The sequence below is a fragment of the Cognatundibacterium jejuense genome, assembly GCF_014284255.1.
Lineage (GTDB): Bacteria > Pseudomonadota > Gammaproteobacteria > Burkholderiales > Burkholderiaceae_D > Undibacterium > Undibacterium jejuense.
Window position 1 is genome coordinate 188,738 of record NZ_JACOFV010000002.1, and the last position, 22,064, is coordinate 210,801.

A 22,064-nucleotide genomic window follows, 5' to 3' on the forward strand; every position below is an offset into this window, starting at 1 on the left:
GTCCGAAAACGGCAACCACTTCTGGAATGGAAGCAACATTTGCTTCATCAGCAAATCTCCCCACGTGCCAGTGCCACTTCACGCACAGCACTCGCAAACACTTCGGCTCTATGCGCGTAATTGCGGAACATGTCGAGACTCGCGCATGCAGGTGACAACAAAACAATATCGCCGCTTCGGGCATCATTCGCCGCTGCCTGCACCGCAGATTCCAGATCGGCAAAATCTTCACATTCAACCTGTATCGCCGTTAATATCTGACGAATTTCTTCTTTTGCTTTTCCTATCAGGAATACTTTTTTAGCATAACGCTCTATGGCGTCCACTAAAGGCGAAAAATCTTGTCCTTTACCTTCGCCGCCAGCAATAAGCAATATCCTCTTTTCTGGCGAATCGGATTGCTGTCCCAATCCTTTTAATGCCGCGACGGTTGCGCCAACATTGGTACCTTTGCTGTCATCAATGTAATCGACTTCAGCAATCGTGCTAATTAGTTCTACCCGATGTGGTTCACCTTTATACTCGCGCAGACCATGTAACAAAGGTGCGAATGCCAGCCCGATACCGCGACATAGTGCTAGTGCTGCCAGTGCGTTTGCGGCATTGTGTTGACCACGAATTTGCAATGCATCGGTAGGCATTAAGCGAGTGGTAATGCTTGGGATTTCTTCAGCTTCTTTTTTCTTACGACGACTAGTCACCACCGGTGCATCTTCGGCTGGTGTCGCCGTTACTAACCAGCCCATACCGTGTTCATTCAGCAAGCCCAGATCACCAATGTGTTCAGGCTCATTCAAACCAAACGTTACAATAGATGCCTGTGGTTTCGCCATTGCCATCACCAGTGCATCATCACGATTCAATACTTGTGCGGTTTGCTCACCGAAAATTCTGGCTTTGTCAGCACAATATGCAGAAACGCTGCCATGCCAATCCAGATGATCCTGAGTAATGTTGAGTACGGTAGCAACATCTGCTTGCAAACTGAAGCAGCTATGCAATTGGAAACTGGATAATTCTAAAACCCACACCTGAGGCAAGCTATCTTTATCCAGATCTTCACGTAAAACATCTAACACGGCAGGACTGATGTTGCCAGCAATACGGGTACGCAATCCGGCACGCTCACAAAGCAACCCAACCAGACTGGTCACCGTAGTTTTGCCATTGGTTCCTGTGATCGCAATCACCTTAGGCTGGTAGTCACGTTCCTCTTTTAATACCGCTAATGCTTGTGCGAAGAGTTCGATTTCACCCCAGATCGGGATATTCTTTTCTGCCGTAGCTGCAGTGATTTCTTTCAACTCGCCAGATGGTGATAGGCCAGGACTGACTGCGACCAAGTCGATATCAGTCAATAATTCAGCAGTAAATTCCCCGGCAATAAAGTTGACCTGGCCGTTTAAAGCCATCAATGCCGGCAGTCTGTCAGGTAATTCACGCGTATCGGCAACCCGCAGGTTCGCACCAGCGCGCAACAACCATTGCGCCATTGCCAGGCCTGATTCACCAAGGCCTAAAACTAATACGTGTTTTCCAGAAAAATTCATATGCCGCAGTTCTAAAATCAAATCAACAATCTAACAACAAAATCAACGCAGTTTGAGCGATGCCAAACCAACTAAGACCAACAACATCGTAATGATCCAGAAACGCACAACGACTTGCGTTTCTTTCCAACCTTTTTTCTCAAAATGATGGTGTAAAGGTGCCATTAAGAATAAACGACGGCCTTCACCAAAACGCTTTTTGGTAAATTTAAAATAGGTCACTTGCAGAATGATAGAAACCGTCTCTGCCACAAAAATTCCGCCCATAATGAACAGCACGATTTCCTGACGAATAATAACTGCCACTGTACCCAAAGCACCACCCAGTGCCAACGCGCCAACGTCGCCCATGAACACTTGTGCCGGATGCGCGTTAAACCACAAAAATGCTAAGCCAGCGCCCGCCATCGCTCCACAAAAAATCAACAATTCACCCGCACCAGGAATATGCGGAATCAACAAGTATTTAGCGTAGACCACGTTACCTGTCAGATAGGCAAAAATACCCAATGCAGAACCGACCATAATAATAGGCATGATCGCCAGACCATCTAATCCATCGGTAAAGTTCACCGCATTGCTCGTACCAACAATGACGCAATAGGTCAATGCAATAAAGCCCCAGACACCAAGCGGGTAGCTGATGGTTTTAAAAAACGGGACGATCAGATCAGCCTTGGGTGGCAAATCCATGCTAAAGCCGGATTGAACCCACGCAAACAACAAATCAAGAATCTTGGAATTGCTTGGCGCAGAGACTGAGAAAGCTAAATAAAACGCGGCCACTAATCCAATGATGGATTGCCACATATATTTCTCTCTGGAGCGCATACCCTCTGGGTCTTTATTGACCACCTTACGATAATCGTCGACCCAACCAATCGCGCCATAACCAAAGGTCACGATCATAACCACCCAGATAAAACGATTGCTCAGGTCGCCCCACAACAAAGTCGAAATAGCGATAGAAATCAAAATCAGAGCACCGCCCATAGTTGGCGTACCAGATTTAACCAGATGCGTCTCCATGCCATAGGCGCGCACTGCTTGCCCTACTTTCATACGAGTCAGCATACGGATCACCGCAGGGCCAGCAAAAATGCCGATCGCCAATGCAGTCATGGTGGCGAATACTGCGCGAAACGTAATAAAACCGAAGACGCGTAGCAACCCCAGATCCTGTTTGAAAAATTCTGCTAACCAGAGCAACATGCTAATGAGTTCCTATTGTTTTTTGTTGTGAAGAAATTTCTGTAACGTTTAATAAATGAGCAACCACGCGCTCCATCTTCATAAAACGCGAACCTTTGATCAGCACTTTGCTGTCTTTGCTCACACGAGCATCTAATGCAGACAATAATTGCTGAATATCGGTAAAGTATTGCGCCGCTTTTCCAAAACCGGCAGCACTTTGTTGTACCTGATCACCGAGCAGAAATAATTCAGATATGCCAGAAGCACGGGCATATTCACCAATTTCGTGATGAAATTGGGCACCGTTGTCACCGACTTCACCCATATCACCAAGCACCAGTAAGGTATCACCACCCAATTGTTTCAAAACATCAATTGCAGCACGCACGGAATCTGGATTGGCGTTGTAAGTATCATCAATCACTGTCGCACCGCAGCTTGCTTGCTTGCGTTGCAGGCGACCTGAAACTGGATGAAAATTTTCCAAACCTTGAACGATCACTTCATTACTGATGCCTATCGCATGACAACAAGCCGCCGCAGCAAGCGCGTTTAATACGTTGTGCTCGCCTGCTGCCTGCAAATGAATCTGGGATATTTTTCCAGCAATACTTAGTTTAATTTCGCTGCCAAACGCAGACGTTGTATAAGTGCCTGCGACATCGGCGTCGGGGCTAAGTCCGAAACTGATTATCTTACGTAGACCATGTTCTTGCGCATAGGCACGCCACAGCGAACTGTACTCGTCATTGTGCGGAAATACAGCGACACCATTGTCTGGCAAAGCCTTGATCGCGCTACCATTTTCTTCTGCCACGGCGCGCACAGTTTGCATGAATTCCTGATGTTCTCGCTGCGCGTTATTTACAAGTACAACCGTTGGCAAAGCAACTGAAGCCAGCAAGGCGATTTCACCAGGATGGTTCATGCCCATTTCTATAACTGCCGCCTGATGTGTATCACGTAATTCCAGCACCGTCAGTGGTACACCAATTTCATTATTCAGATTACCCTTAGTGGACAATCTATAGTCTTCACCAAACGCCGCCGCTAAAATGGCAGCGATCATTTCTTTGACGGTCGTTTTACCGTTGCTACCAGTAACGCCAATCACAGGCATCACAAACTGCTTGCGCCACAACCTACCTACCTCAGCCAATGCCATCTTGGTGTCGGGAACGATCAATGCGGGTAACTGAAAATCTGCTGGCAAACGCTCGGCAATAACGGCGACTGCACCAGTTTGCGCCACTTGCGGTAAAAAATCATGCGCATCAAAATTATCGCCACGTAAAGCAACAAAGACATCGCCAGTTTTAATTTTTCGACTATCGGTCGACAAGCCAATAATATCTGCATCCGCAGTCATGCTTGCCGAACTCAGTGCCTGTACTAATTGCTGTAAACTAAATTTCATTAGCTACCCCTCTTACTATTGCCACTGGTGGCAACGGTAGCCAGCGCAAGCGCCGCGTGTTCTTCATCAGAAAAAGGCCATTTTTTACCCAGAATATCCTGATAGGTTTCATGACCCTTACCAGCCAATAAAACGACGTCCTGATGCGCAGCATGTTTAATCGCGTACAAAATTGCATTGGCACGATCTTCTACAACATGGGGCTGCGCACTCATACCAGCGACGATATCCTGAATAATGGCGGTCGGATTTTCGCTGCGGGGGTTATCACTTGTCACCACGACATAATCTGCATTTTCGGCAATTTTTCCCATTTGCGGACGCTTGCCAGGGTCTCTGTCACCACCGCAACCAAAGACGCACCATAGCTTTCCATGGCGTTCATTGGCGACTTGTCTTAAGGCTGCTAAAGTTTTTTCCAGCGCATCTGGTGTGTGTGCGTAGTCAATCACTACCATCACATGACCGGCCGTACCCAACAATTGCATACGTCCCGGAACAGGACTTAATTTTTCTATTGTTGCAAGCACTTTTGCAAACGGCAATCCCTTTGTTAGCAATACGGCCATGACGCCCAGAATATTGCTGACATTAAATTGCCCGATTAACTGCGTCTTTACCAGACCTGAACCAAACGGTGACTCCAGATGAAAACTGGTACCTGTGTGTGAAGTTTTGAGGTGAGACGCTGAAAGTAAAGCCACGCCGTCGTATTGCGTTCTATTGAGGCTATAAGCAACAATATTTAACGCTGCTGATTTGCTTCGCAAATCATTAATCAGTTGTTCACCAAACTCATCATCGAGATTGATGACCGCATTTTTTAAACCAGGCCAATCGAACAAAGCACGTTTTGCGGCACCATAATTTTCCATGTTGCCGTGATAATCAAGGTGATCACGAGTCAAATTTGTCAGCATGGCTACATCGATATGTAAGCCATGCAATCTTCCTTGTACCAGACCAATTGAGGAAGCTTCGATAGCCAATGCTTGTGCGCCCTCATCGCGCATGGAAGCCAGTCCGCGCTGTAAATTGATCGCATCTGGCGTCGTAAAACCAGTTTCGGACAAGCTACCTAGCTGCCCGTTTTTAAAAACACCAACACCAAGTGTTCCGACGACGGCACTATCGCATTTATTAAGTGACAGTGCTTTTGCCAGCCATTGAGTACAAGACGTTTTGCCATTCGTACCGGTGACTGCAATGCTGTACATATCCGCATCAGGTGTCTGGTACCAAGTATTCGCGATATAACCTAGCTGATTTTGTAAATCGTCCACAGCCAGATGTGGCGTCTTGATGGAGTCATCCCAAACGTAATCTTTGGCTTCATACACAACTGCGATCGCACCTTTAGCGATGGCATCGCGAATATATTGACGGCCGTCTCCGTTGTGGGCGCGCACAGCAAAGAACACATCACCAGCTTGTATGGTTCTCGTATTTGAACTCAATTGTGCGACGGGAGCTACTTGTCTTAGCCAGTTAATCATATCTATCGTTAATAAATTGTTCGTTGTCATTACATACTCTCCTGAACACCACTATCAGGAACAATGGTTGTAATTGACGAATCAGGGGGTACGTTCATCGAACGTAATACATTTGCTGTGATTGTAGAAAATACCGGCGCGGCAACAGTTCCGCCGTAATATCCGCCAACAGAAGGTTCATCAATCATCACTGCAACGATAACGCGTGGATTGGATACAGGCGCAAAGCCAACGAAGTCACCGACGTATTTATTAACGTAACGTCCACCTTCAATTTTGTGCGCCGTTCCGGTTTTTCCCGCTACGCGATATCCCGCAACGCGCGCCTGCGTTGCAGTGCCACCGGGTTGCGTGACCGACTCCATCATGCTACGCATTTCCATCACTGTTTTTTGCGAAATGATGCGTTGACCTTTTGGTGCTTCCGTTGTTTTTTGAAAAGTCAAAGGAATCATGTCCCCATTGCGGGCAAAAATCATATAAGCGCGCGCGATTTGTATCAAAGAGACTGAAATGCCATGTCCATAGCTCATCGTTGCCTGCTCAATAGGACGCCAATTTTTATAGTTCCGCAAACGCCCTGCAACCGCACCAGGAAAACCAAATTTTGGTTGCTGACCAAAACCAACGCTGGTAAACATTTCCCACATTTCTTGCGGCTGCATTTGGAAGGAAATTTTAGCAGTACCAATATTTGAAGATTTTTGAATAACTTGTGCGACAGTCAGGGAATCCATCTTATGGGAATCGTGAATTGTATTGGTACCGATAGTCATACGACCCGGTGCGGTCTGGAACACAGTATCCGGAGTAACGCGACCTTTATCCAATGCGAGCGCGACAGTAAACGGTTTCATTGTCGAACCAGGCTCAAAAATATCAGTCAAAACCCGGTTTCGCAATTGGGCACCGGTCAATACTGACCGATCATTCGGGTTATAGGCAGGTAGGTTAACTAAAGCTAACACCTCACCAGTTTGTACATCAAGTACAACTGCCGCACCTGCTTTTGCCTTGTGCTTTTCAACCGCCTCTTTTAAATGAGTAAATGCGATGTATTGAATCTTACTGTCTATCGATAGATTTAATTCGTGACCATCGTGAGGTTCGCGGACTGCGCGAATATCCTCCACGATGCGACCAAGACGATCCTTAATAACGCGACGACTGCCTAATTTACCAGCTAAATCTTTTTCAGATGCAAGCTCAATGCCCTCTTGCCCCACATCTTCCACATTGGTAAAGCCCACAACGTGTGCCGTGATTTCACCTTCAGGATAAAACCTTTTATATTCTTTGCGAGTATCAATACCTGGAATTGCCAAAGCTTGAATCTTTTCAGACACTTCTGGTTCGACCTGACGTTTCAGATAGACAAACTGGCGGTCTGAATCTAGCTTCTTGCGCAATTCGGCTTCGGACATTTCTAATAATTGTGCCAATTGCCGGATTTTCTCCGGAGGCGCACTCAACACATCTTCCGGAATCGCCCAGATTGCTTTTACCGGTACAGAAGACGCGAGTACTTCACCGTTTCTGTCTGTGATTTTTCCACGCGTCGCTGGTAATTCCAAGGTACGCGCATAACGACTTGCACCTTGTTTTTGCAAAAATTCTGTGGTGATGCCTTGCAACCACAAAGCGCGCGCAATCAAAGCCAAAAAAGCGCCAAACAGCAGGAATAGCACCAGGCGCGAGCGCCAGGTCGGCAGTTTTACATCTAATACAGGATTAGATGAAAATGACACGCCCCGTGAAGCAGCAGTGCGCGAGCTATTCCCCGGGCGACTCATTTGAGTTCCTCGGCTTTCAAGTATTGGGTACGTTCTGGCGTTACCACGACCATGTTCAAATCACGGGTTGCCGCGTCTTCAATGCGTGCGTGTTTGCCATAGGTGGACTGATCAAGTTTAAGCTGAGTCCATTGCAATTCATATTGCTTACTCAGACTTTGCTCACTTTCCAACTCAATAAATAAATGTCTGGCCTGATACTGCGCGTTAATCAAAGACAAGGCGCAAGCGATCAATATCATCGCCAGAACAATATTGATCTTGGTAGTCATGCATTCCCCTCAGGCAGCCGCTCAGCAACGCGCAGAATAGCGGAACGAGATCGGGGATTCTCAGACACTTCGGTGTCGGAAGGTTTAATGCGATTAAGCAAACGCATTTGTGGTTGAGGCAAGTCCAAATAGCGGATAGGCAAACGGCGGTCTGGTTGTTCAACCTTAACTTTGGAAGCAAAAAATTGTTTAACGATACGATCTTCCAGCGAGTGGAAGCTAATCACGGACATACGGCCAAACGGCGCCAATGCAGAAAATGCGGCGTCCAGACCTACTTCGAGATCTTCAAGTTCCTTATTGACGAAAATCCGTATAGCCTGAAAGGTGCGAGTTGCCGGGTCCTTGCCCTTCTCGCGAGTTTTGACGGCGTGTGCGACGAGTTCTGCAAGCTGTCGGGTTCCAGTAATGGTGTCCGTCTGCCGGCGAGCAACAATCGCCTTTGCAATCTGAAAAGCAAACCGTTCTTCCCCATAATTTTTTATAACCTCCCTAATTTTTTCTTCATCTTCGCTAGCCAACCATTCAGCAGCGGAAATGCCACGTGTGGTGTCCATACGCATATCCAGAGGACCGTCGGCACGAAAACTAAACCCACGCGTTGCATCATCTACCTGCGGGGATGAAATGCCCAAATCCATCAAAATGCCATCCACGTGCTTCACACCGAGCTCTTGCAGAGCTTCAGACATCGTGGCAAAGCTATCGTGGACAATATGAAAACGTGGATCTTTTATTTCACTGGCACTGGCAATCGCCTGTGTATCTTTATCGAATGCGATCAGACGTCCGTTTGGCCCTAATTGCTGCAAGATCAGGCGGCTATGTCCGCCACGTCCAAAGGTACCGTCGATGTAAACACCGTTAGTACGCTCGCCAGTAATGGCAAGTGCATCCACTGCTTCATTTAAAAGCACTGTCTTGTGGATAAATTCTGTCGCTGCTTGGTTCGTCATTTCTCGCGATCAGAAAGAAAAATTGTTTAATACATCGGGAGCGCCAGCTGCTTTTGCATTGGCTTCATTTTCGGCCAGACGACCAGCGTCCCAAATTTCAAAGTGGCTACCCATGCCAAGTAGCATGATGTCGCGCTCTATGCCGACGGCATTGCGCAATTCAGGGGCAATTAAAATCCGTCCTGCGCTATCGAGCTCAACATCGAAGGCATTACCCAAAAATATCCTTTTCCAGTCACGCGCCTGTATGGGCCATGCGGCGATCTGCTCACGATGCGATTCCCAGGTGGGACGCGGAAACAAGAGCAAGCACCCGTCTGGATGACGGGTCAGGGTAACGCGCCCTGCAAACTGTTCGCTCAGGGCATCGCGATAACGGGCAGGAATAGACATTCTGCCTTTCGCATCGAGATTGAGTGCGGATGGACCCTGAAACACGCTTGTACCTTTAACCTGGACTTTGATTGAAATAAGAAGTCTTGTGAAGATAAACGAAAAATGAGGATTTATCCCACAAAATTACACTTTTTCACACTGTTTCCCACTTTAGAGGATGACTTGATCGTGGTCAAGTAAAATAACACGTGTATTTCTGAATTTCTTTAATGAAGTCAATGACTTAGCGCAACTATCTCGAAACCGTATTTCGGAAATAGTCCAATAAATTAATGACTTACGAAATATTTTGAAAGTGGCTTATCACGTACAGGTGTGTACGTGACCAGAGTTTAAGCTCAGGAAAGATGGAAAATAGTAGAAATTACCGGATCATACAAACAAGATACCTGCACTTACATCCTTAACAAGCAATGAATACAGGTGCTAAGACATTGGGGTTAGCGATAGTCTGACTGATCATCAAACGCGTTCGACCATGACCTGTTTTTGAAGTAAAGATGCAAATTCCTTGGCGGATATAGCCTTACTAAAGAAAAAACCCTGATACTCATCGCATTGAAACTCTCGCAAGGTACTCAGCTGAGTCGGTGCGTCGACGCCCTCAGCAATAACCTTCAGACCCAAAGTATGAGCCATTGCGACGATGGCAAGAACGATCGCAGTATCATTTGGATTATGTGGTATGTCTTTAATGAAAGAACGATCAACTTTGACACTATCAACCGGGAAGCGCTTCAGATAGGCAAGAGAAGAGTAGCCAGTACCAAAATCGTCGATTGATAAAGTAAAACCAGCTTCCTTAAAGCCGTCCATCAAAATAATCGCCTGTTCACGATTGTGCATCACCATACTTTCAGTAATTTCAAATTCAATCGCATTGGCAGGAACGCGCCAAAAATCTATAACACTTCTCACTTCATCCAACAGTTGATGATCATTGAACTGCGAACCGGACAGATTAATGGCAATCCGTCCAAAACGGCTATCCAGTTGCCGGAAATTTAAAACATCGCGGCACGCCACATCTAAAACCAGCATACCCAAACGCGGAATCAAACCAGCCTCTTCCGCCAGCATGATGAAATCATTCGGATACAAGAGACCGCGTTCTGGATGATTCCAGCGTACCAGTGCTTCTGCACCAACAATCAGCCCAGTTTCCACCGATACCTTTGGTTGGTAATAGACCACAAACTCACGTCGCTCAAGCGCTTTACGCAGACGCGCCTCAAATGCAAGGCGCTCTACGGTATGCGTGTTCATTTCGGATGCATAAAACTGGAAGTTGTCTTTTCCTTTGTTTTTTGCGCGATACATCGCAATATCGGCATTTTTCAACAAAGTTTGCGCATCTCGTCCATCTGTCGGGAAGGTGGCGATACCGATACTGGCACTTAGCTGGCACTCTTGACCGTAAATTTCAAACGGTTGGGAGGCCTCAAACAGCAATTTGTCGGCGATATCACCGAGATCTCGCGGTTCATTGAACTGGTCGATCAATAAAATAAACTCATCTCCACCGATTCTGGCAACAATGTCTGACTCACGTAAAGTCTTGCGGAAACGTTGCGCAACACTGCGCAAGACTTTATCACCTTCATCATGACCAAACGTGTCATTGATGTTTTTAAATCTATCCAGATCCAGAAACAATACTGCCAGACGGGTGCGGTTGCGTTCAGCCAAGGATAAGGCTTTGGCTAAATGCTGGTTATACAAAAAGCGATTCGGCAACCCAGTCAACTCATCGTAGTGTGCAAGTTGCAGGATTTTCTTTTCTGAACGCCGCCCTTCAATGGCGATCGTGGCAATCTCTATCATGATACCGATGACACTCATATCGTCTTCGGTCATGCAAGGAACATCGGGAAATAATAAAGTAAAGCTACCTAAAACCAAGCCGTGTTTATCCATTAGCGGCCAGGCCATACTGGACTCAAAAGCTGACAACTCTTCGAGCCCGTTAACAAACTGCATGCAAGGAGCTTGTTGTAATTGCTCGATCTGCACCGGACAAGCAACTAAAACAGCATCACTCCAGATGCCATTTCCATGGGTTACTGGCATTTCATTCAATTGCTTGAGCAATAGCTCGGGGAAATGCTGTCCTACACCTTGGGTGAAGGTTCTTTGATCATCAGACAATAATTGGATTCCAACACACCAAGAAGGCCTTAATTCGTGCACAAAATCGCACACTGAATTTAAAACAAAAATAGGATCTTCATTGGCGCCAATGAGCTGCAGAAGTCGATTTTGTCCTTCGAGTAAGCGTTCAGTATATTTTCTGGTATTGATGTCGCGCTCAACACAGAACAATAAGACTTCCCCATCGATTTCCACGGGGCTGAGAGATACTTCGCTGTAAAACGGCATACCGTTTTTTTCGAGTTGCCACTCAAAACATTGTGCTACTCCGGCGAAGGCCTGATCAATAAAAAAAATGACTAATTTTTCTTTGTCTGATTCTTTTATACCAAGGATCGTTTGATGTGCGGCTGAAAAGCCACCCACTCGCTTGCCAATAATATCAGCCTGAGACTTCGCGCCCAGCAGATTAACGGCAGCATGATTGCAGTCCACATAAACATAGTCGCGGTTGATAATCAGAATGGCATCCTGAGCGCCAGTAAATAGTATCCGGTATCGATTCTCACTGGCAGCAAATTTTGCTTTGGAAATCTGCAAACGTTTTAACTGCCACATCAACATCAACGCCAACATCAAAATAAACGCAACAGTCAAAGCGGTGAACAAAATTCTCTGTTGTAGACGTTTATTCCAATCAAGTAATATACTTTCCATATTGCGGGCATAAACCAAAGTCAGTGGGATGCCAGTGATTTTTCGGTATGTGTACAAATAATCGCCGCCGCCATCAATCAAGCCAGCTCCCATCAACGAGCCTTCGCTTGCCGGATCGGTAATGGCAGCCAATAACTCAGTCTGGGTAACGGGATGATCAAGAAAGTTACTATCAAAAGGCGCTCTCGCGAGAATGTTCCCACGTTGATCATGCAAGGAGATCGCAGCAGCACTGCCGCGAGCCACAATTTCGTAAAAATCCTGGAAATAGCTAAGGCGCACATCGACTTCAAGGATACCCTGAAGCACTCCTTTTTCATCGTAAAAATTACCAGCAATCGGCAAAATCCACTGATCAGAATTCTCCAATCTAGTTGCTGCGCCGACCACGAGTTCTTTATAGGAAGGTCGTTTTAATAGTACGGCAATATGACCTGGCATTCCCTTCGTCGCGCTTTTCGTCTGATGAGGGAGACTTGAAAGTTGCCTGCTTCCTTCTTTATCAAAAACAGAAAGCGCATAGATAAATTGGGACTCTTGTCGTTGATTTAGTAATACTCTTTGAACCGAAGAGTCATAAGAAGAGGATGATGCGTCGAGAACACGAATTTCCTCAACAGCTGCGGTCATTGCTCGCATCGCTTCATTCAGAGCGCGGCTGGCATGCTCTTCCAAAATCCTCACGGTGAAATAGCTGTGCTGCTGCGCATCGGCCAACGTTAAGGTTTTATCTTCCCTTATTGACCACCAACTTTGAGCCACGATTAACGCAACGATGACACAAACGCCAACGACAAATGCCAGAAGCGGTACATCGCGTTCTTTCTTTAGGCCCGGAGTCTCCATGCGTCTGCAATTTTATAAGGTATGAGTTTGAGTAAGACCCGCTGCTGACCGACGCAACAGGAAACGCATTGCAAAAACACTTAAAGGCAGTACTGACGAAAAGGCGAAAAATAAATTATACAAATAATTAATTACGCATAGTCGACAAGCTTATAGAAGCCAGAGCAAATTTTCCTTCGTATTTATCAAACAAGCCAGTATTAGTTTAACACTAGAATTTTTGAAAATAGTCCCTATCAAAGGACTTAGATAAAATTATTTCTGTCAAGCATGGCAAACAACGAGATTTTAAAAGTACTGCAAATGAAATTTGCCAAATAGCAAAGCAATCAAGCCTGCCTTTTGCCCACCATTTATTGGGACAAAATGGTGGTTTTTTTGCAGTTCGGGAAAGTAAAGACACCATAAGAACTGTTTCTATCAAAAAATGTCGCGAATTTGAGACTGGACCGGGAATTCACAAGTCAAGCAGACTTGTCCAAAATCAATTCGACACAAGGACGTTTTTAATCAAAAACATGGCTAATAAATTGAAGCAGGCCGATAGGCCGGATTTTGTTACGGCATCAGATATTGCTACCTGCTGCTATGACAATCATTCCTCTAGGCGACGGATTACTCCGCCGCTCAAGCTTTCTACCCGCACGCTCCGCGAGCCGCCTCAACGCGTGCCTATTTGAAATTGCTCCGGGTGGAGGTTACCGCGTTTCACCGTAACTTAATACGCTCGTCTCTGTGGCCCTATTCCTCGTCTTATACTTCAGCTTTCGCCTCCGCTTTCAACGTACGGCCGTTAGCCGTCACCCTGCTCTATGGAGTCCGGACCTTCCTCCCGTCACCATGTGAACATGGCAACCAGCGATTGTCTGGCCTGCTTCGAGCTATATTTTACCTCAAATCAAAGTGTTCCAGTTGTAGTAAGTGCCTGCAAACTTGAATTTAAGAGCGGCACTTTACGCACGTATTGCCACAGATTTGTTCATTTGACGTCAGAAGTACTGCAAATTTTGTATGCTTTCTGGTAGCTTACTGCTTTTACTTGCTCCCGCTTAATATCATGTCGAATTCTCGTTCTGGTGGTCAACTTATTGTGGATGCACTGCAAATCCACGGTGTAGATACAATTTTTGGTGTTCCTGGCGAGAGTTATCTCCCAGTGCTCGACGCGCTGCACGATAGCCCGATTCGCTTCATTATCAATCGTCAGGAAGGCGGCGCGGCGTTTATGGCGGACGCTTACGGCAAAATGACTGGCAAACCAGGTATCTGTTTTGTGACCCGAGGCCCGGGCGCTACCAATGCATCCATCGGGGTACATACTGCGTACCAGGATTCCACGCCAATGATTTTATTTATTGGACAAGTAGGTAATGATTTTGTCGAACGCGAAGCATTTCAGGAAATTGATTACCGTCGTATGTTTGGCCAAATGGCGAAATGGGTAGCACAAATTGATCGTGCTGACCGCGTACCAGAATACATTGCCCGCGCATTCCAGGTCGCGACCAGCGGCCGTCCGGGTCCGGTTGTATTGGCATTGCCAGAAGATATGTTGGCACAAGTCGCGGATGTCGCTAATACCCGCCACTACACGCCGGTACAAGCATCCGCATCCCCGCAGCAATTGGCGCAATTGAGAAATATGCTGGCGGTCGCGCAACGGCCAGTGCTACTGATTGGTGGCAGTGGCTGGGATCAGACTGCCTGTGAAAATATTCGTGACTTTGCCAGCAGTAACCATCTTCCACTCGCCTGCGCATTCCGCTTTCAGGATTTGATCGACAACGCTCACCCTAACTATATCGGCGATGTGGGTATTGGTATTAACCCCAAATTGGCACAACGATTGAAAGATGCCGATCTGGTCATCGCGATTGGTCCACGTCTGGGAGAAATGACGACGGGTGGCTACACCGTTCTGGAAGCACCAATACCTAAGCAAAAATTGATACACATTCATAGTGATGCCCTGGAATTAGGCCGTGTTTATCAAGCGGATCTGATGATCAATAGCGGTATGAAAGAAATTGCCGAGGCTTTAGCAGACATGGAAGCGTTGGATGCATCCCATAAATGGCGTGATACCGTCGCTCAGGCAAAGAGCGAATTGCTTGCATGGCAAACCGAACCCGCCATTTTTGGACAAGAGAAAGCACCACTCAATTTATGGCAAGTGGTGCAAGACATCATGCAGCAGACTCCTGCAAATACGATACTCACCAACGGCGCGGGCAATTACGCAACCTGGGCACACCGCTATTTCCGCTACGGCGGCTTCCGCACGCAATTAGCGCCAACTTCTGGTGCGATGGGTTATAGCGTACCATCAGGTGTTGCGGCCAAAATTATTGATCCTGAACGCACAGTGATTACCTTCGCTGGTGATGGCGAATACATGATGAATGGCCAGGAACTGGCTACTGCCGTTCAGTACAAAGCAGGCGTGGTGATCATCGTATTTAACAATGGTATGTACGGCACCATTCGTATGCATCAGGAGCGCGAATTCCCTGAACGTGTTTCTGGCACAGAATTGCACAATCCTGATTTTGCGGCTCTGGCGCGCGCCTACGGTGCGAGTGGTGAAACCGTATTGACGACCGCTGAATTTGCTCCAGCATTAGAACGCGCATTAAAACATTGCCGCAATCATCAATTGCCAGCACTCATAGAATTGCGCTACGACGGCAATCTGATCACTCCTGGTGCCAGCCTGGAAACGATACGGCAGCAAGCAAGAGCATCGGGAAAATAATGGAATAAAGTTTTTGCAGAATAAAAAAACACCTTGCCTGGGAGAGAAAAACGGCAAGGTGTTATATTAAAAACACGATAATGGTTATCAGTACTATGCCTTAGTACGCAGCCGGCAACAAACCGCGATTGCCCGCTAAACCCGCACGTAATTTCACCTCTTTTGGAAATTCGACTATCCAGTGACCAAGTAAAAAAGGGGCATTAAAATCTTCACTAACGCGCCCGTACCGGAGCTCTGGTGATATTGCGGTTTGGGCTAAGTAATGCAGCATATCTGAGGTTAACGGCGTGCCAGCATGGGCCATTGAGAACTCACCGACAATCAATGAACATCCTGGATGTTCAGGGTCTTTGGTAATTTCATAGCGCAAAGCTGCTCTATCGTTGGAAGATCCTGTCAAAAGACGTTGAAATTGTTCCGTTTTCTCTGCACCAAGCGAATTCCAGCTTGCTGAAAAATGAAAATAATCCGTAGCAATCGCCTTGCCGTGCCGGCCAAGCTTTTGGCCATTAATCACAAAGCCATGCTCAAAATCAGTCCAACGAATTTTTATATTACGTGGATGAGTAGCATCAAAAGTAACGGAAGCCATGATAAACCGCCTTTGAAAATGATACCTATCGGTAACCAGAGATTACTGTCGGATATGCAGATAACTATAAATAATGCGATACACACTTGTCGTCCAGCCAACTTCAATAGGAGCATGAGTCACACACTCGGGCTCTTATTCTGGCGCACTAGTGTTCAGTACAGTTCCGTTCTATCCAGAAACTCTGGACTCAGAAACCAAATTTTGGTTCCGTCATCCATTATTTCAAATCGAAAACGTTTTACAAATGCCACCACCTATCATTAGAATTATTGTTTATTTTTCTATTAGTTTCAACATCTTTAATGTATCGGACTCTAACCAAAATTCTGCTTTAAAGAAATAATAAAAACGGATGTTCTGGAGGGGAAATAATACTGTCAGCGCCGATTAATGCATTGCCGCAACTGGGCACGATTCTTACTCAGGATTTGCACGAGAACGTGTTTGCTGGTCGTTTAAAAAGGATTTACACCTCGTCATCCCGAATACGACGAAGGAGGCTCTTTTGTAAGTCTTGCCGCGCTTTACGGCGTGCTGTGCGCAACGGATTAATTGGTTCATGCGCGCCGGCATTTCGCTGACGCGCAGCCAGTGCGAGACGATTTCGCGGTTTCCCCGCGGTTGGAAGTTTAATTTTTATTTTCATATAAATGGATTGAGGGGGAAATATGCAACATTTTGAAGACTGATTAAATTGACGTATTTTTTTAAAATCCCAAAAAACGTCAGACTTCAATTTTCCGTTTGCTTTCTTTGAAAATTGTTGCATAAAAATAAATTATAGTAACGAAGTTAATTTTTTTTGCATACACAACTCTCTTCGTTTATTATGGTTGCATTTATTACAATAAACCACCAATACTAACACCAATTCTGATATGTTAAGTTTGGTGTAGCACTGCTCTCATTAATTGCTTTTTCTACCTCGTCGTCTGGTTTTAAACCCAAACAAGGAACGAAGTTATGGCAGCAATTGGATTGAACCTGTTCAGGCTGATCAAACATCTGACTCTCGTACTCGCATTGTTGCTTTGTAGCGACGGCTTTGCCAGCCCAGTACAAACTGATGCCGTCTGTGGCAAGGCGTCCGAGCTCATTCATATTCCCGGAAATGAGGCTGCCTGGACGCCGGGTTTGGGTAAATTACGCCTGCAAAAGGTGTGCTGGCTCAGAATCGAACGCCCACTTCCAAAAGATGAGCTACTGAGTTTTAAAAGTGTGTGGATTGATATTGCGCTCTTTGACAAACAAGGAAAGTTGTTAGGCAATGCCGCGCACAACGGCGAAAAATTAAACGCTTTTGTGAGTGCAAATCGCATCAGCTTTATTGTGCAAGATGCTGCATATCCAATTTATGCGCGAGCTACGGTATCACCATCCACCTCGTTTTATGACGAAATCGACGTTGCCGGAATGACCCTCGATCAAATCAGCTTGCAAGCCCGTAAAGCAGAAAATACCAGCGTTGCTCAGTCGGCAGTGTTACTCGGTTTTGCACTAATTATGTTGGCGTTTGGTTTGTTTTTACGCGACATAAATTATGGACTATTTGCACTATTCGCATTTTTACAGGCGGCTTACATTATATTCGGCGATGGACTTATCTTTTCTATGTCGAATATGCCGATCTGGTTTCCACGTTTATTTGCGTTCACAACGTGGCCGGCCATGGCGGTGCTGTCTATTATTGTAACTAGAATTGGGGGTTTTAAAGAGCACAGCCCATTTCTTCAGCGTTGCATGCAATTAATGGCCGTTGCTTATTTGGCGCTCGTGCCAATGTCGTTTTTCGAAGCATTTCTAACAGTAAAAACTGTACTTTTACAAGATTACATCGCTCTTTTCTGGTATCCCATTGCAATAGCCGGATTATTCCGCGCAATCCGCAATCATCACAAAGGTACTCCTCTGATAACACTGGGAATATTACCGATTTCTATTTTGTGGTGGCCTATTGCCATTATTAATACACAACCTAAGAGTTGGGGCTGGCGTGTTGAAGCTCCATCAGGAACAACTCTAGACGTTATCCAAAATTTATTCCTTCCTACCCTTTTGTGTATCAGCTTAGCGTACCGCACATTTGTCTTACATAATGAAGCAATACGCATCGCCCGTGAAGACCAGCTTACGGGTCTGGCTAATCGTGAACGTTTAGCAGTTCAGGGCGAAGCTATGCTAAAGAACAATCTACATCCTTACATTGCGGTGGTCGCCCTGAACGTCGACCGCTTTAAAGCCATCAATGAGGCTCTGGGGCACGATATTGGTGACGCAGCACTAGTCGAGGTCGGGCATCGCTTGTCATCTATTCCCAACACGGTGGTTGGCCGTAGTCAGTCGGATCAGTTTTTTATTATCTGGATCGATATACACACAATTGACGAGTTGCAACGGCATTTGAAAGAAAAATTCTTCTCTCCAATTTCCGTAAATCAACAGACGATTGATATATCGCTGTCCGCTGGTGTTAGTCTGCAAACCAATATCAGCATGCAAAAGCATATGCATTGTGCAGAAATCGCCCTCAACGCGGCGCGCGCGTCTAAAAGTGGTTGGGAAGTGTACCGACCCGACATGGAGACCAATAAGTTGGGTGATCTGAGTCTGTTATCCGAATTACGGATGGCGATACAACAGAATCACTTACGGATCTTCTTGCAACCAAAAGTAAGAGTCAGAGATGGTGCGGTGGTTTGTGCTGAAGCACTAGTACGCTGGCAGCATCCTACGCGCGGTATGATTCCACCGTATCAGTTCATCCCTTTTGCGGAACACACGGGCCACATTAGCGCCATCACTGTCTGGATGTTAAAAGAAGCAATGCAACTGGTCGCGGAATGGAGAGCAGCAGGTGACCCCATACAAATTTCGATCAATTTATCGGCATTTGATTTGCGCAATCATAATATCGTTTCGATCATTGAAACTTTGCGTGAATCCAATAATGCCTCTGCCGAAGATATTCGTCTGGAAGTCACAGAAAGTAGCGTCATGAGTGATGCCAATACGGCCATCATCGTACTGGATCACCTACGTTCCCTCGGCTATTCGATTGCGCTTGATGATTTTGGGACAGGCTATTCCTCACTTGCTTATCTGCAAAAAATGCCAGTATCCGAATTAAAAATTGATCGGGCGTTTGTCGCCAATGTCAAACCAGACACGGATGCATCATTACTTTTGTTATCGACCATAGAATTGGGGCAACGTCTCAAACTTCATACCGTCGCAGAAGGTGTTGAAACAATGGAAGAGTGGGAACTGGTGAAGCAGTTTGGGTGTGATTATGTACAAGGATGGTATGCAGCCAAACCTATGCCGGTCAGCGAATTTATCCAATGGCGAAGATTGAATAATCCATTTAATTACCTGCAGCCAATTAAATTGGTACCAGAAAAAGTGTGAGATAAAAAAATGGCGTCCAGGCGCATAGTTTGAAACAAATATCAGCATTTAACGCATTGATTTTATTCCAACATCAGCTAAGATAATGTCGCCGTTGTAGTTAAGTTTAATGAATCGATTCACCAACCAGGAGAGCACGATGTCTATTCAACACAAAGTACCCGGTGTGCCAGATGGCGGCGCGGATGAAAGTAATCTCACTTCAGGTATGCCAGGTAATGGCTCAGAAGAAAGCAATCTGACATCAGGGATGCCAGGCAATGGCGCAGAAGAGAACAATCTGACATCTGGAATGCCGGGCAACGGCTCAGGAGAAACTAATCTAACTTCTGGCATGCCAGGAAATGGTAACGGATAGAAGACCAGAGACATCAATGAATACGCAGTATAAATAAAAAAACGGAGCCCAAATAGCTCCGTTTTTTTTATTAACGTCAGTATTTAATTGAACTGACTAAAGTCTGGCTTACGCTTTTGAAAAAATGCCATAAAAGCTTCACGTGCTTCTGGAGCATTGAGCATCGCTGCAAAGTGCTGATTTTCTTCTGCCATTTTTGTGACAATTGCTTGTGGCTGAATTCCTTTCATCAAACGTTTGGTAGTGCGAATTGAAGCGGCTGGCAATGCAACCAATTTGGCAGCGATTTGCTTGGCGTAGGGCACTAATTCTTCTAACGGTAATACCTTGTTCACAAAACCCATTTCAAACGCTTCTTGCGCAGTAAACGGTTCTCCGAGCATGAGCTTTTCAGCTGCGCGTTGATAACCAACAATTTGCTGAAATACCATGCTGGAAGCAAATTCGGGGCATAGACCCAATTGTGTGAATGGCATAGACAGCTTGGCATTGTCCGCCAGATAAATCAGATCACAATGCATGAGCAAAGTCGTACCGATACCAACCGCTGCGCCGGACACAGCCGCAATCACAGGCTTGCCTGAATCATTTAATGCCTGCATAAATTGATAGACTGGCGGAATGCTGTCTGGATTAGCAAGGCTGCCAGCGTTTTTCATGAAATCTTCGAGATCATTGCCTGCGGTAAAAATTTCTGGCTTACCAGTGATCAGGATGGCGCGCACGGCGGCGTCTGTTTCAGCTTCACGCAAGGCATCAGCCATCGCCTGATACATGGCGGCAGTAATTGCATTTTTCTTTTCAGGACGATTAAAGCTGATCGTCAGAACGCCATTTTCTTTGTGGGTCAGGATATCTGTCATGTGTGTCTCTCTTTGTCCTAGGACTATATTCTTCAATCATGTGCAAACAAGTCGCTATTGTAACTCGTGAACAAGACCTATTTTCATTGTCGTATTTGTAAAAAAACCGCACAAAATATGTGCGGTTTTTTTGGGCTAGTAAGGCAAATTACATGCGTTCAAAAATACCAGCAGCGCCCATACCTGTACCTACGCACATCGTCACCATACCGTATTTCAGGTTATTGCGATGCAAAGCGTGGATAGTGGTCGCGGAGCGAATTGCGCCTGTTGCGCCCAGTGGATGACCCAGAGCAATCGCGCCGCCCATCGGATTCACCTTTGCTGGATCGAGACCCAGATCTTGTACCACTGCCAGAGACTGCGCCGCAAACGCTTCGTTCAGTTCGAACCAGTCGATCTGATCTTGCGTAATACCTGCTGCGCGACATGCAGCCGGAATCGCTTCTTTAGGACCGATACCCATGATTTCTGGTGGTACGCCACGGACTGCGAAGGAAGCGAAACGCGCCAATGGTGTCAGGTTGAATTGCTTCAGGATTTTTTCGCTGACCAGTATCAATGCGCCTGCACCGTCAGAAGTTTGCGAGCTGTTACCAGCAGTCACACTACCTTTGGCAGCAAACACGGCTTTGAGCTTCGCCAGGCCCTCTAAAGAGGTATCTGGACGTGCGCCTTCGTCGCGAGTCACTGTACGAGTTTTGAGTTCGATTTCGCCAGTCAGCAAGTTAGGTACGCGGTCGATGATGTCAACAGACGTTGTTTCTGCATCGAAGTAGCCAGCATTTTGCGCAGCGATTGCACGTTGGTGCGATTGCAAAGCAAATGCATCTTGCGCTTCACGGGATACTTTCCATTGTTGCGCGACTTTTTCAGCAGTTAAACCCATACCGTAGGCCATGCCGACGTTTTCGTCTTGCAGAATCGCCATGTTCATCGATGGGTTGCTACCCATCATTGGCACCATAGACATCGATTCAACACCGCCAGCGATCATCACATCAGCCTGACCAACACGAATGCGGTCAGCAGCCATCGCCACAGCAGTGATGCCGGATGCGCAATAGCGGTTGATTGTTACGCCACCGATAGTGTTTGGCAGACCAGCCAGCAATACGCCCATACGCGCCAGATTCAGACCTTGTGCACCTTCTGGGAAAGAGCAACCGATGATCGCATCTTCAACCAGTTTTGGATCGAGGTTAGGCACTTGTGCCAGCGCTGATTGCATGACACGTACCAGCAAGTCATCTGGACGTGTGTTGCGGAACATACCGCGACCAGATTTACCGATCGGTGTACGAGTAGCAGAGACGATATACGCGTCTTGAAGTTGTTTAGTCATGTTATGTAC

The 22,064-nt window shown here is 46.3% G+C and carries 16 protein-coding genes and 1 other RNA gene; 3 read left to right on the forward strand and 14 right to left on the reverse strand.

The genetic code is table 11. The features are described from left to right. Positions 1 to 47: 47 nt before the first annotated feature. The 10 genes from murD to rnpB all read right to left on the reverse strand — a co-directional run bounded on the left by murD (position 48) and on the right by rnpB (position 13,606). The gene (murD, locus tag H8K32_RS03275; protein WP_186911050.1) at positions 48 to 1,550 is read right to left on the reverse strand and encodes a UDP-N-acetylmuramoyl-L-alanine--D-glutamate ligase; all 1,503 of its coding nucleotides are present in this window, start codon (positions 1,548 to 1,550) and stop codon (positions 48 to 50) included. A 42-nt stretch (positions 1,551 to 1,592) separates the two neighbouring features. Beyond that, positions 1,593 to 2,762: a phospho-N-acetylmuramoyl-pentapeptide-transferase gene (gene mraY / locus H8K32_RS03280; RefSeq protein ID WP_186911051.1), complete on the reverse strand. Its 1,170-nt coding sequence runs from the start codon at positions 2,760 to 2,762 to the stop codon at positions 1,593 to 1,595. A 1-nt stretch (position 2,763) separates the two neighbouring features. Continuing rightward, entirely contained in the window at positions 2,764 to 4,161 is a 1,398-nt protein-coding gene (locus H8K32_RS03285) for a UDP-N-acetylmuramoyl-tripeptide--D-alanyl-D-alanine ligase (RefSeq protein ID WP_186911052.1), read from the reverse strand. Next, the gene (locus tag H8K32_RS03290) at positions 4,161 to 5,687 is read right to left on the reverse strand and encodes a UDP-N-acetylmuramoyl-L-alanyl-D-glutamate--2,6-diaminopimelate ligase (RefSeq protein ID WP_186911053.1); all 1,527 of its coding nucleotides are present in this window, start codon (positions 5,685 to 5,687) and stop codon (positions 4,161 to 4,163) included. Before H8K32_RS03290 ends, H8K32_RS03285 begins: the two co-directional genes overlap by 1 nt. Continuing rightward, positions 5,687 to 7,450, reverse strand: coding sequence for a peptidoglycan D,D-transpeptidase FtsI family protein (locus tag H8K32_RS03295; protein WP_186911054.1), 1,764 nt, complete (start codon positions 7,448 to 7,450; stop codon positions 5,687 to 5,689). The genes H8K32_RS03290 and H8K32_RS03295 overlap by 1 nt, the downstream gene beginning before the upstream one ends. Beyond that, positions 7,447 to 7,722: a cell division protein FtsL gene (gene ftsL / locus H8K32_RS03300; protein ID WP_186911055.1), complete on the reverse strand. Its 276-nt coding sequence runs from the start codon at positions 7,720 to 7,722 to the stop codon at positions 7,447 to 7,449. The genes H8K32_RS03295 and ftsL overlap by 4 nt, the downstream gene beginning before the upstream one ends. After that, a complete protein-coding gene (rsmH, locus tag H8K32_RS03305; RefSeq protein ID WP_186911056.1) occupies positions 7,719 to 8,678 on the reverse strand; it encodes a 16S rRNA (cytosine(1402)-N(4))-methyltransferase RsmH in 960 nt (319 codons plus the stop codon). The genes ftsL and rsmH overlap by 4 nt, the downstream gene beginning before the upstream one ends. Before the next feature lie 9 nt (positions 8,679 to 8,687). Beyond that, on the reverse strand, positions 8,688 to 9,116 hold the full coding sequence (gene mraZ / locus H8K32_RS03310; RefSeq protein ID WP_186911057.1) for a division/cell wall cluster transcriptional repressor MraZ: 429 nt from the start codon (positions 9,114 to 9,116) through the stop codon (positions 8,688 to 8,690). A 420-nt stretch (positions 9,117 to 9,536) separates the two neighbouring features. Then, positions 9,537 to 12,728 carry an EAL domain-containing protein gene (locus tag H8K32_RS03315; protein ID WP_186911058.1) on the reverse strand — a complete coding sequence of 1,064 codons (3,192 nt, stop codon included), beginning with the start codon at positions 12,726 to 12,728 and terminating at the stop codon, positions 9,537 to 9,539. A 528-nt stretch (positions 12,729 to 13,256) separates the two neighbouring features. After that, positions 13,257 to 13,606: RNase P RNA component class A (gene rnpB, locus H8K32_RS03320), an RNA gene on the reverse strand. 179 nt (positions 13,607 to 13,785) lie between these two features. On the opposite strand from rnpB, the gene H8K32_RS03325 reads away from it, so the two are divergent. Further along, on the forward strand, positions 13,786 to 15,483 hold the full coding sequence (locus tag H8K32_RS03325; protein WP_186911059.1) for a thiamine pyrophosphate-binding protein: 1,698 nt from the start codon (positions 13,786 to 13,788) through the stop codon (positions 15,481 to 15,483). 100 nt (positions 15,484 to 15,583) lie between these two features. Here the strand turns inward: H8K32_RS03325 and H8K32_RS03330 are convergent, their stop codons facing one another. After that, the gene (locus tag H8K32_RS03330) at positions 15,584 to 16,078 is read right to left on the reverse strand and encodes a hypothetical protein (RefSeq protein ID WP_186911060.1); all 495 of its coding nucleotides are present in this window, start codon (positions 16,076 to 16,078) and stop codon (positions 15,584 to 15,586) included. 469 nt (positions 16,079 to 16,547) lie between these two features. Beyond that, a complete protein-coding gene (locus H8K32_RS20280; protein ID WP_246447096.1) occupies positions 16,548 to 16,850 on the reverse strand; it encodes a hypothetical protein in 303 nt (100 codons plus the stop codon). A gap of 194 nt (positions 16,851 to 17,044) precedes the next feature. Between H8K32_RS20280 and H8K32_RS03340 the strand changes: the two genes are divergently transcribed. Further along, positions 17,045 to 19,489 carry a putative bifunctional diguanylate cyclase/phosphodiesterase gene (locus H8K32_RS03340; RefSeq protein WP_186911061.1) on the forward strand — a complete coding sequence of 815 codons (2,445 nt, stop codon included), beginning with the start codon at positions 17,045 to 17,047 and terminating at the stop codon, positions 19,487 to 19,489. A gap of 139 nt (positions 19,490 to 19,628) precedes the next feature. Next, complete coding sequence (locus tag H8K32_RS03345) at positions 19,629 to 19,847, forward strand: hypothetical protein (RefSeq protein WP_186911062.1); 219 nt, start codon at positions 19,629 to 19,631, stop codon at positions 19,845 to 19,847. A gap of 83 nt (positions 19,848 to 19,930) precedes the next feature. Here H8K32_RS03345 and H8K32_RS03350 read toward each other — a convergent pair whose 3' ends face one another. Both H8K32_RS03350 and H8K32_RS03355 read right to left on the reverse strand, forming a co-directional pair. After that, positions 19,931 to 20,710, reverse strand: coding sequence for an enoyl-CoA hydratase (locus H8K32_RS03350; protein WP_186911063.1), 780 nt, complete (start codon positions 20,708 to 20,710; stop codon positions 19,931 to 19,933). Positions 20,711 to 20,858: 148 nt separating this feature from the next. Then, the gene (locus H8K32_RS03355; protein ID WP_186911064.1) at positions 20,859 to 22,055 is read right to left on the reverse strand and encodes an acetyl-CoA C-acyltransferase; all 1,197 of its coding nucleotides are present in this window, start codon (positions 22,053 to 22,055) and stop codon (positions 20,859 to 20,861) included. Positions 22,056 to 22,064 lie beyond the last annotated feature (9 nt).

Coding starts and splice junctions, on each gene's coding strand:
- H8K32_RS03350 (WP_186911063.1), bottom strand. CDS start 20,710: ATGACAGATATCCTGACCCACAAAGAAAATGGCGTTCTGACGATCAGC.
- H8K32_RS03290 (WP_186911053.1), bottom strand. CDS start 5,687: ATGACAACGAACAATTTATTAACGATAGATATGATTAACTGGCTAAGA.
- H8K32_RS03325 (WP_186911059.1), top strand. CDS start 13,786: ATGTCGAATTCTCGTTCTGGTGGTCAACTTATTGTGGATGCACTGCAA.
- H8K32_RS03355 (WP_186911064.1), bottom strand. CDS start 22,055: ATGACTAAACAACTTCAAGACGCGTATATCGTCTCTGCTACTCGTACA.
- H8K32_RS03285 (WP_186911052.1), bottom strand. CDS start 4,161: ATGAAATTTAGTTTACAGCAATTAGTACAGGCACTGAGTTCGGCAAGC.
- H8K32_RS03340 (WP_186911061.1), top strand. CDS start 17,045: ATGGCAGCAATTGGATTGAACCTGTTCAGGCTGATCAAACATCTGACT.
- H8K32_RS03315 (WP_186911058.1), bottom strand. CDS start 12,728: ATGGAGACTCCGGGCCTAAAGAAAGAACGCGATGTACCGCTTCTGGCA.
- mraY (WP_186911051.1), bottom strand. CDS start 2,762: ATGTTGCTCTGGTTAGCAGAATTTTTCAAACAGGATCTGGGGTTGCTA.
- H8K32_RS03330 (WP_186911060.1), bottom strand. CDS start 16,078: ATGGCTTCCGTTACTTTTGATGCTACTCATCCACGTAATATAAAAATT.
- ftsL (WP_186911055.1), bottom strand. CDS start 7,722: ATGACTACCAAGATCAATATTGTTCTGGCGATGATATTGATCGCTTGC.
- H8K32_RS20280 (WP_246447096.1), bottom strand. CDS start 16,850: ATGCAACAATTTTCAAAGAAAGCAAACGGAAAATTGAAGTCTGACGTT.
- H8K32_RS03345 (WP_186911062.1), top strand. CDS start 19,629: ATGTCTATTCAACACAAAGTACCCGGTGTGCCAGATGGCGGCGCGGAT.
- murD (WP_186911050.1), bottom strand. CDS start 1,550: ATGAATTTTTCTGGAAAACACGTATTAGTTTTAGGCCTTGGTGAATCA.
- H8K32_RS03295 (WP_186911054.1), bottom strand. CDS start 7,450: ATGAGTCGCCCGGGGAATAGCTCGCGCACTGCTGCTTCACGGGGCGTG.
- rsmH (WP_186911056.1), bottom strand. CDS start 8,678: ATGACGAACCAAGCAGCGACAGAATTTATCCACAAGACAGTGCTTTTA.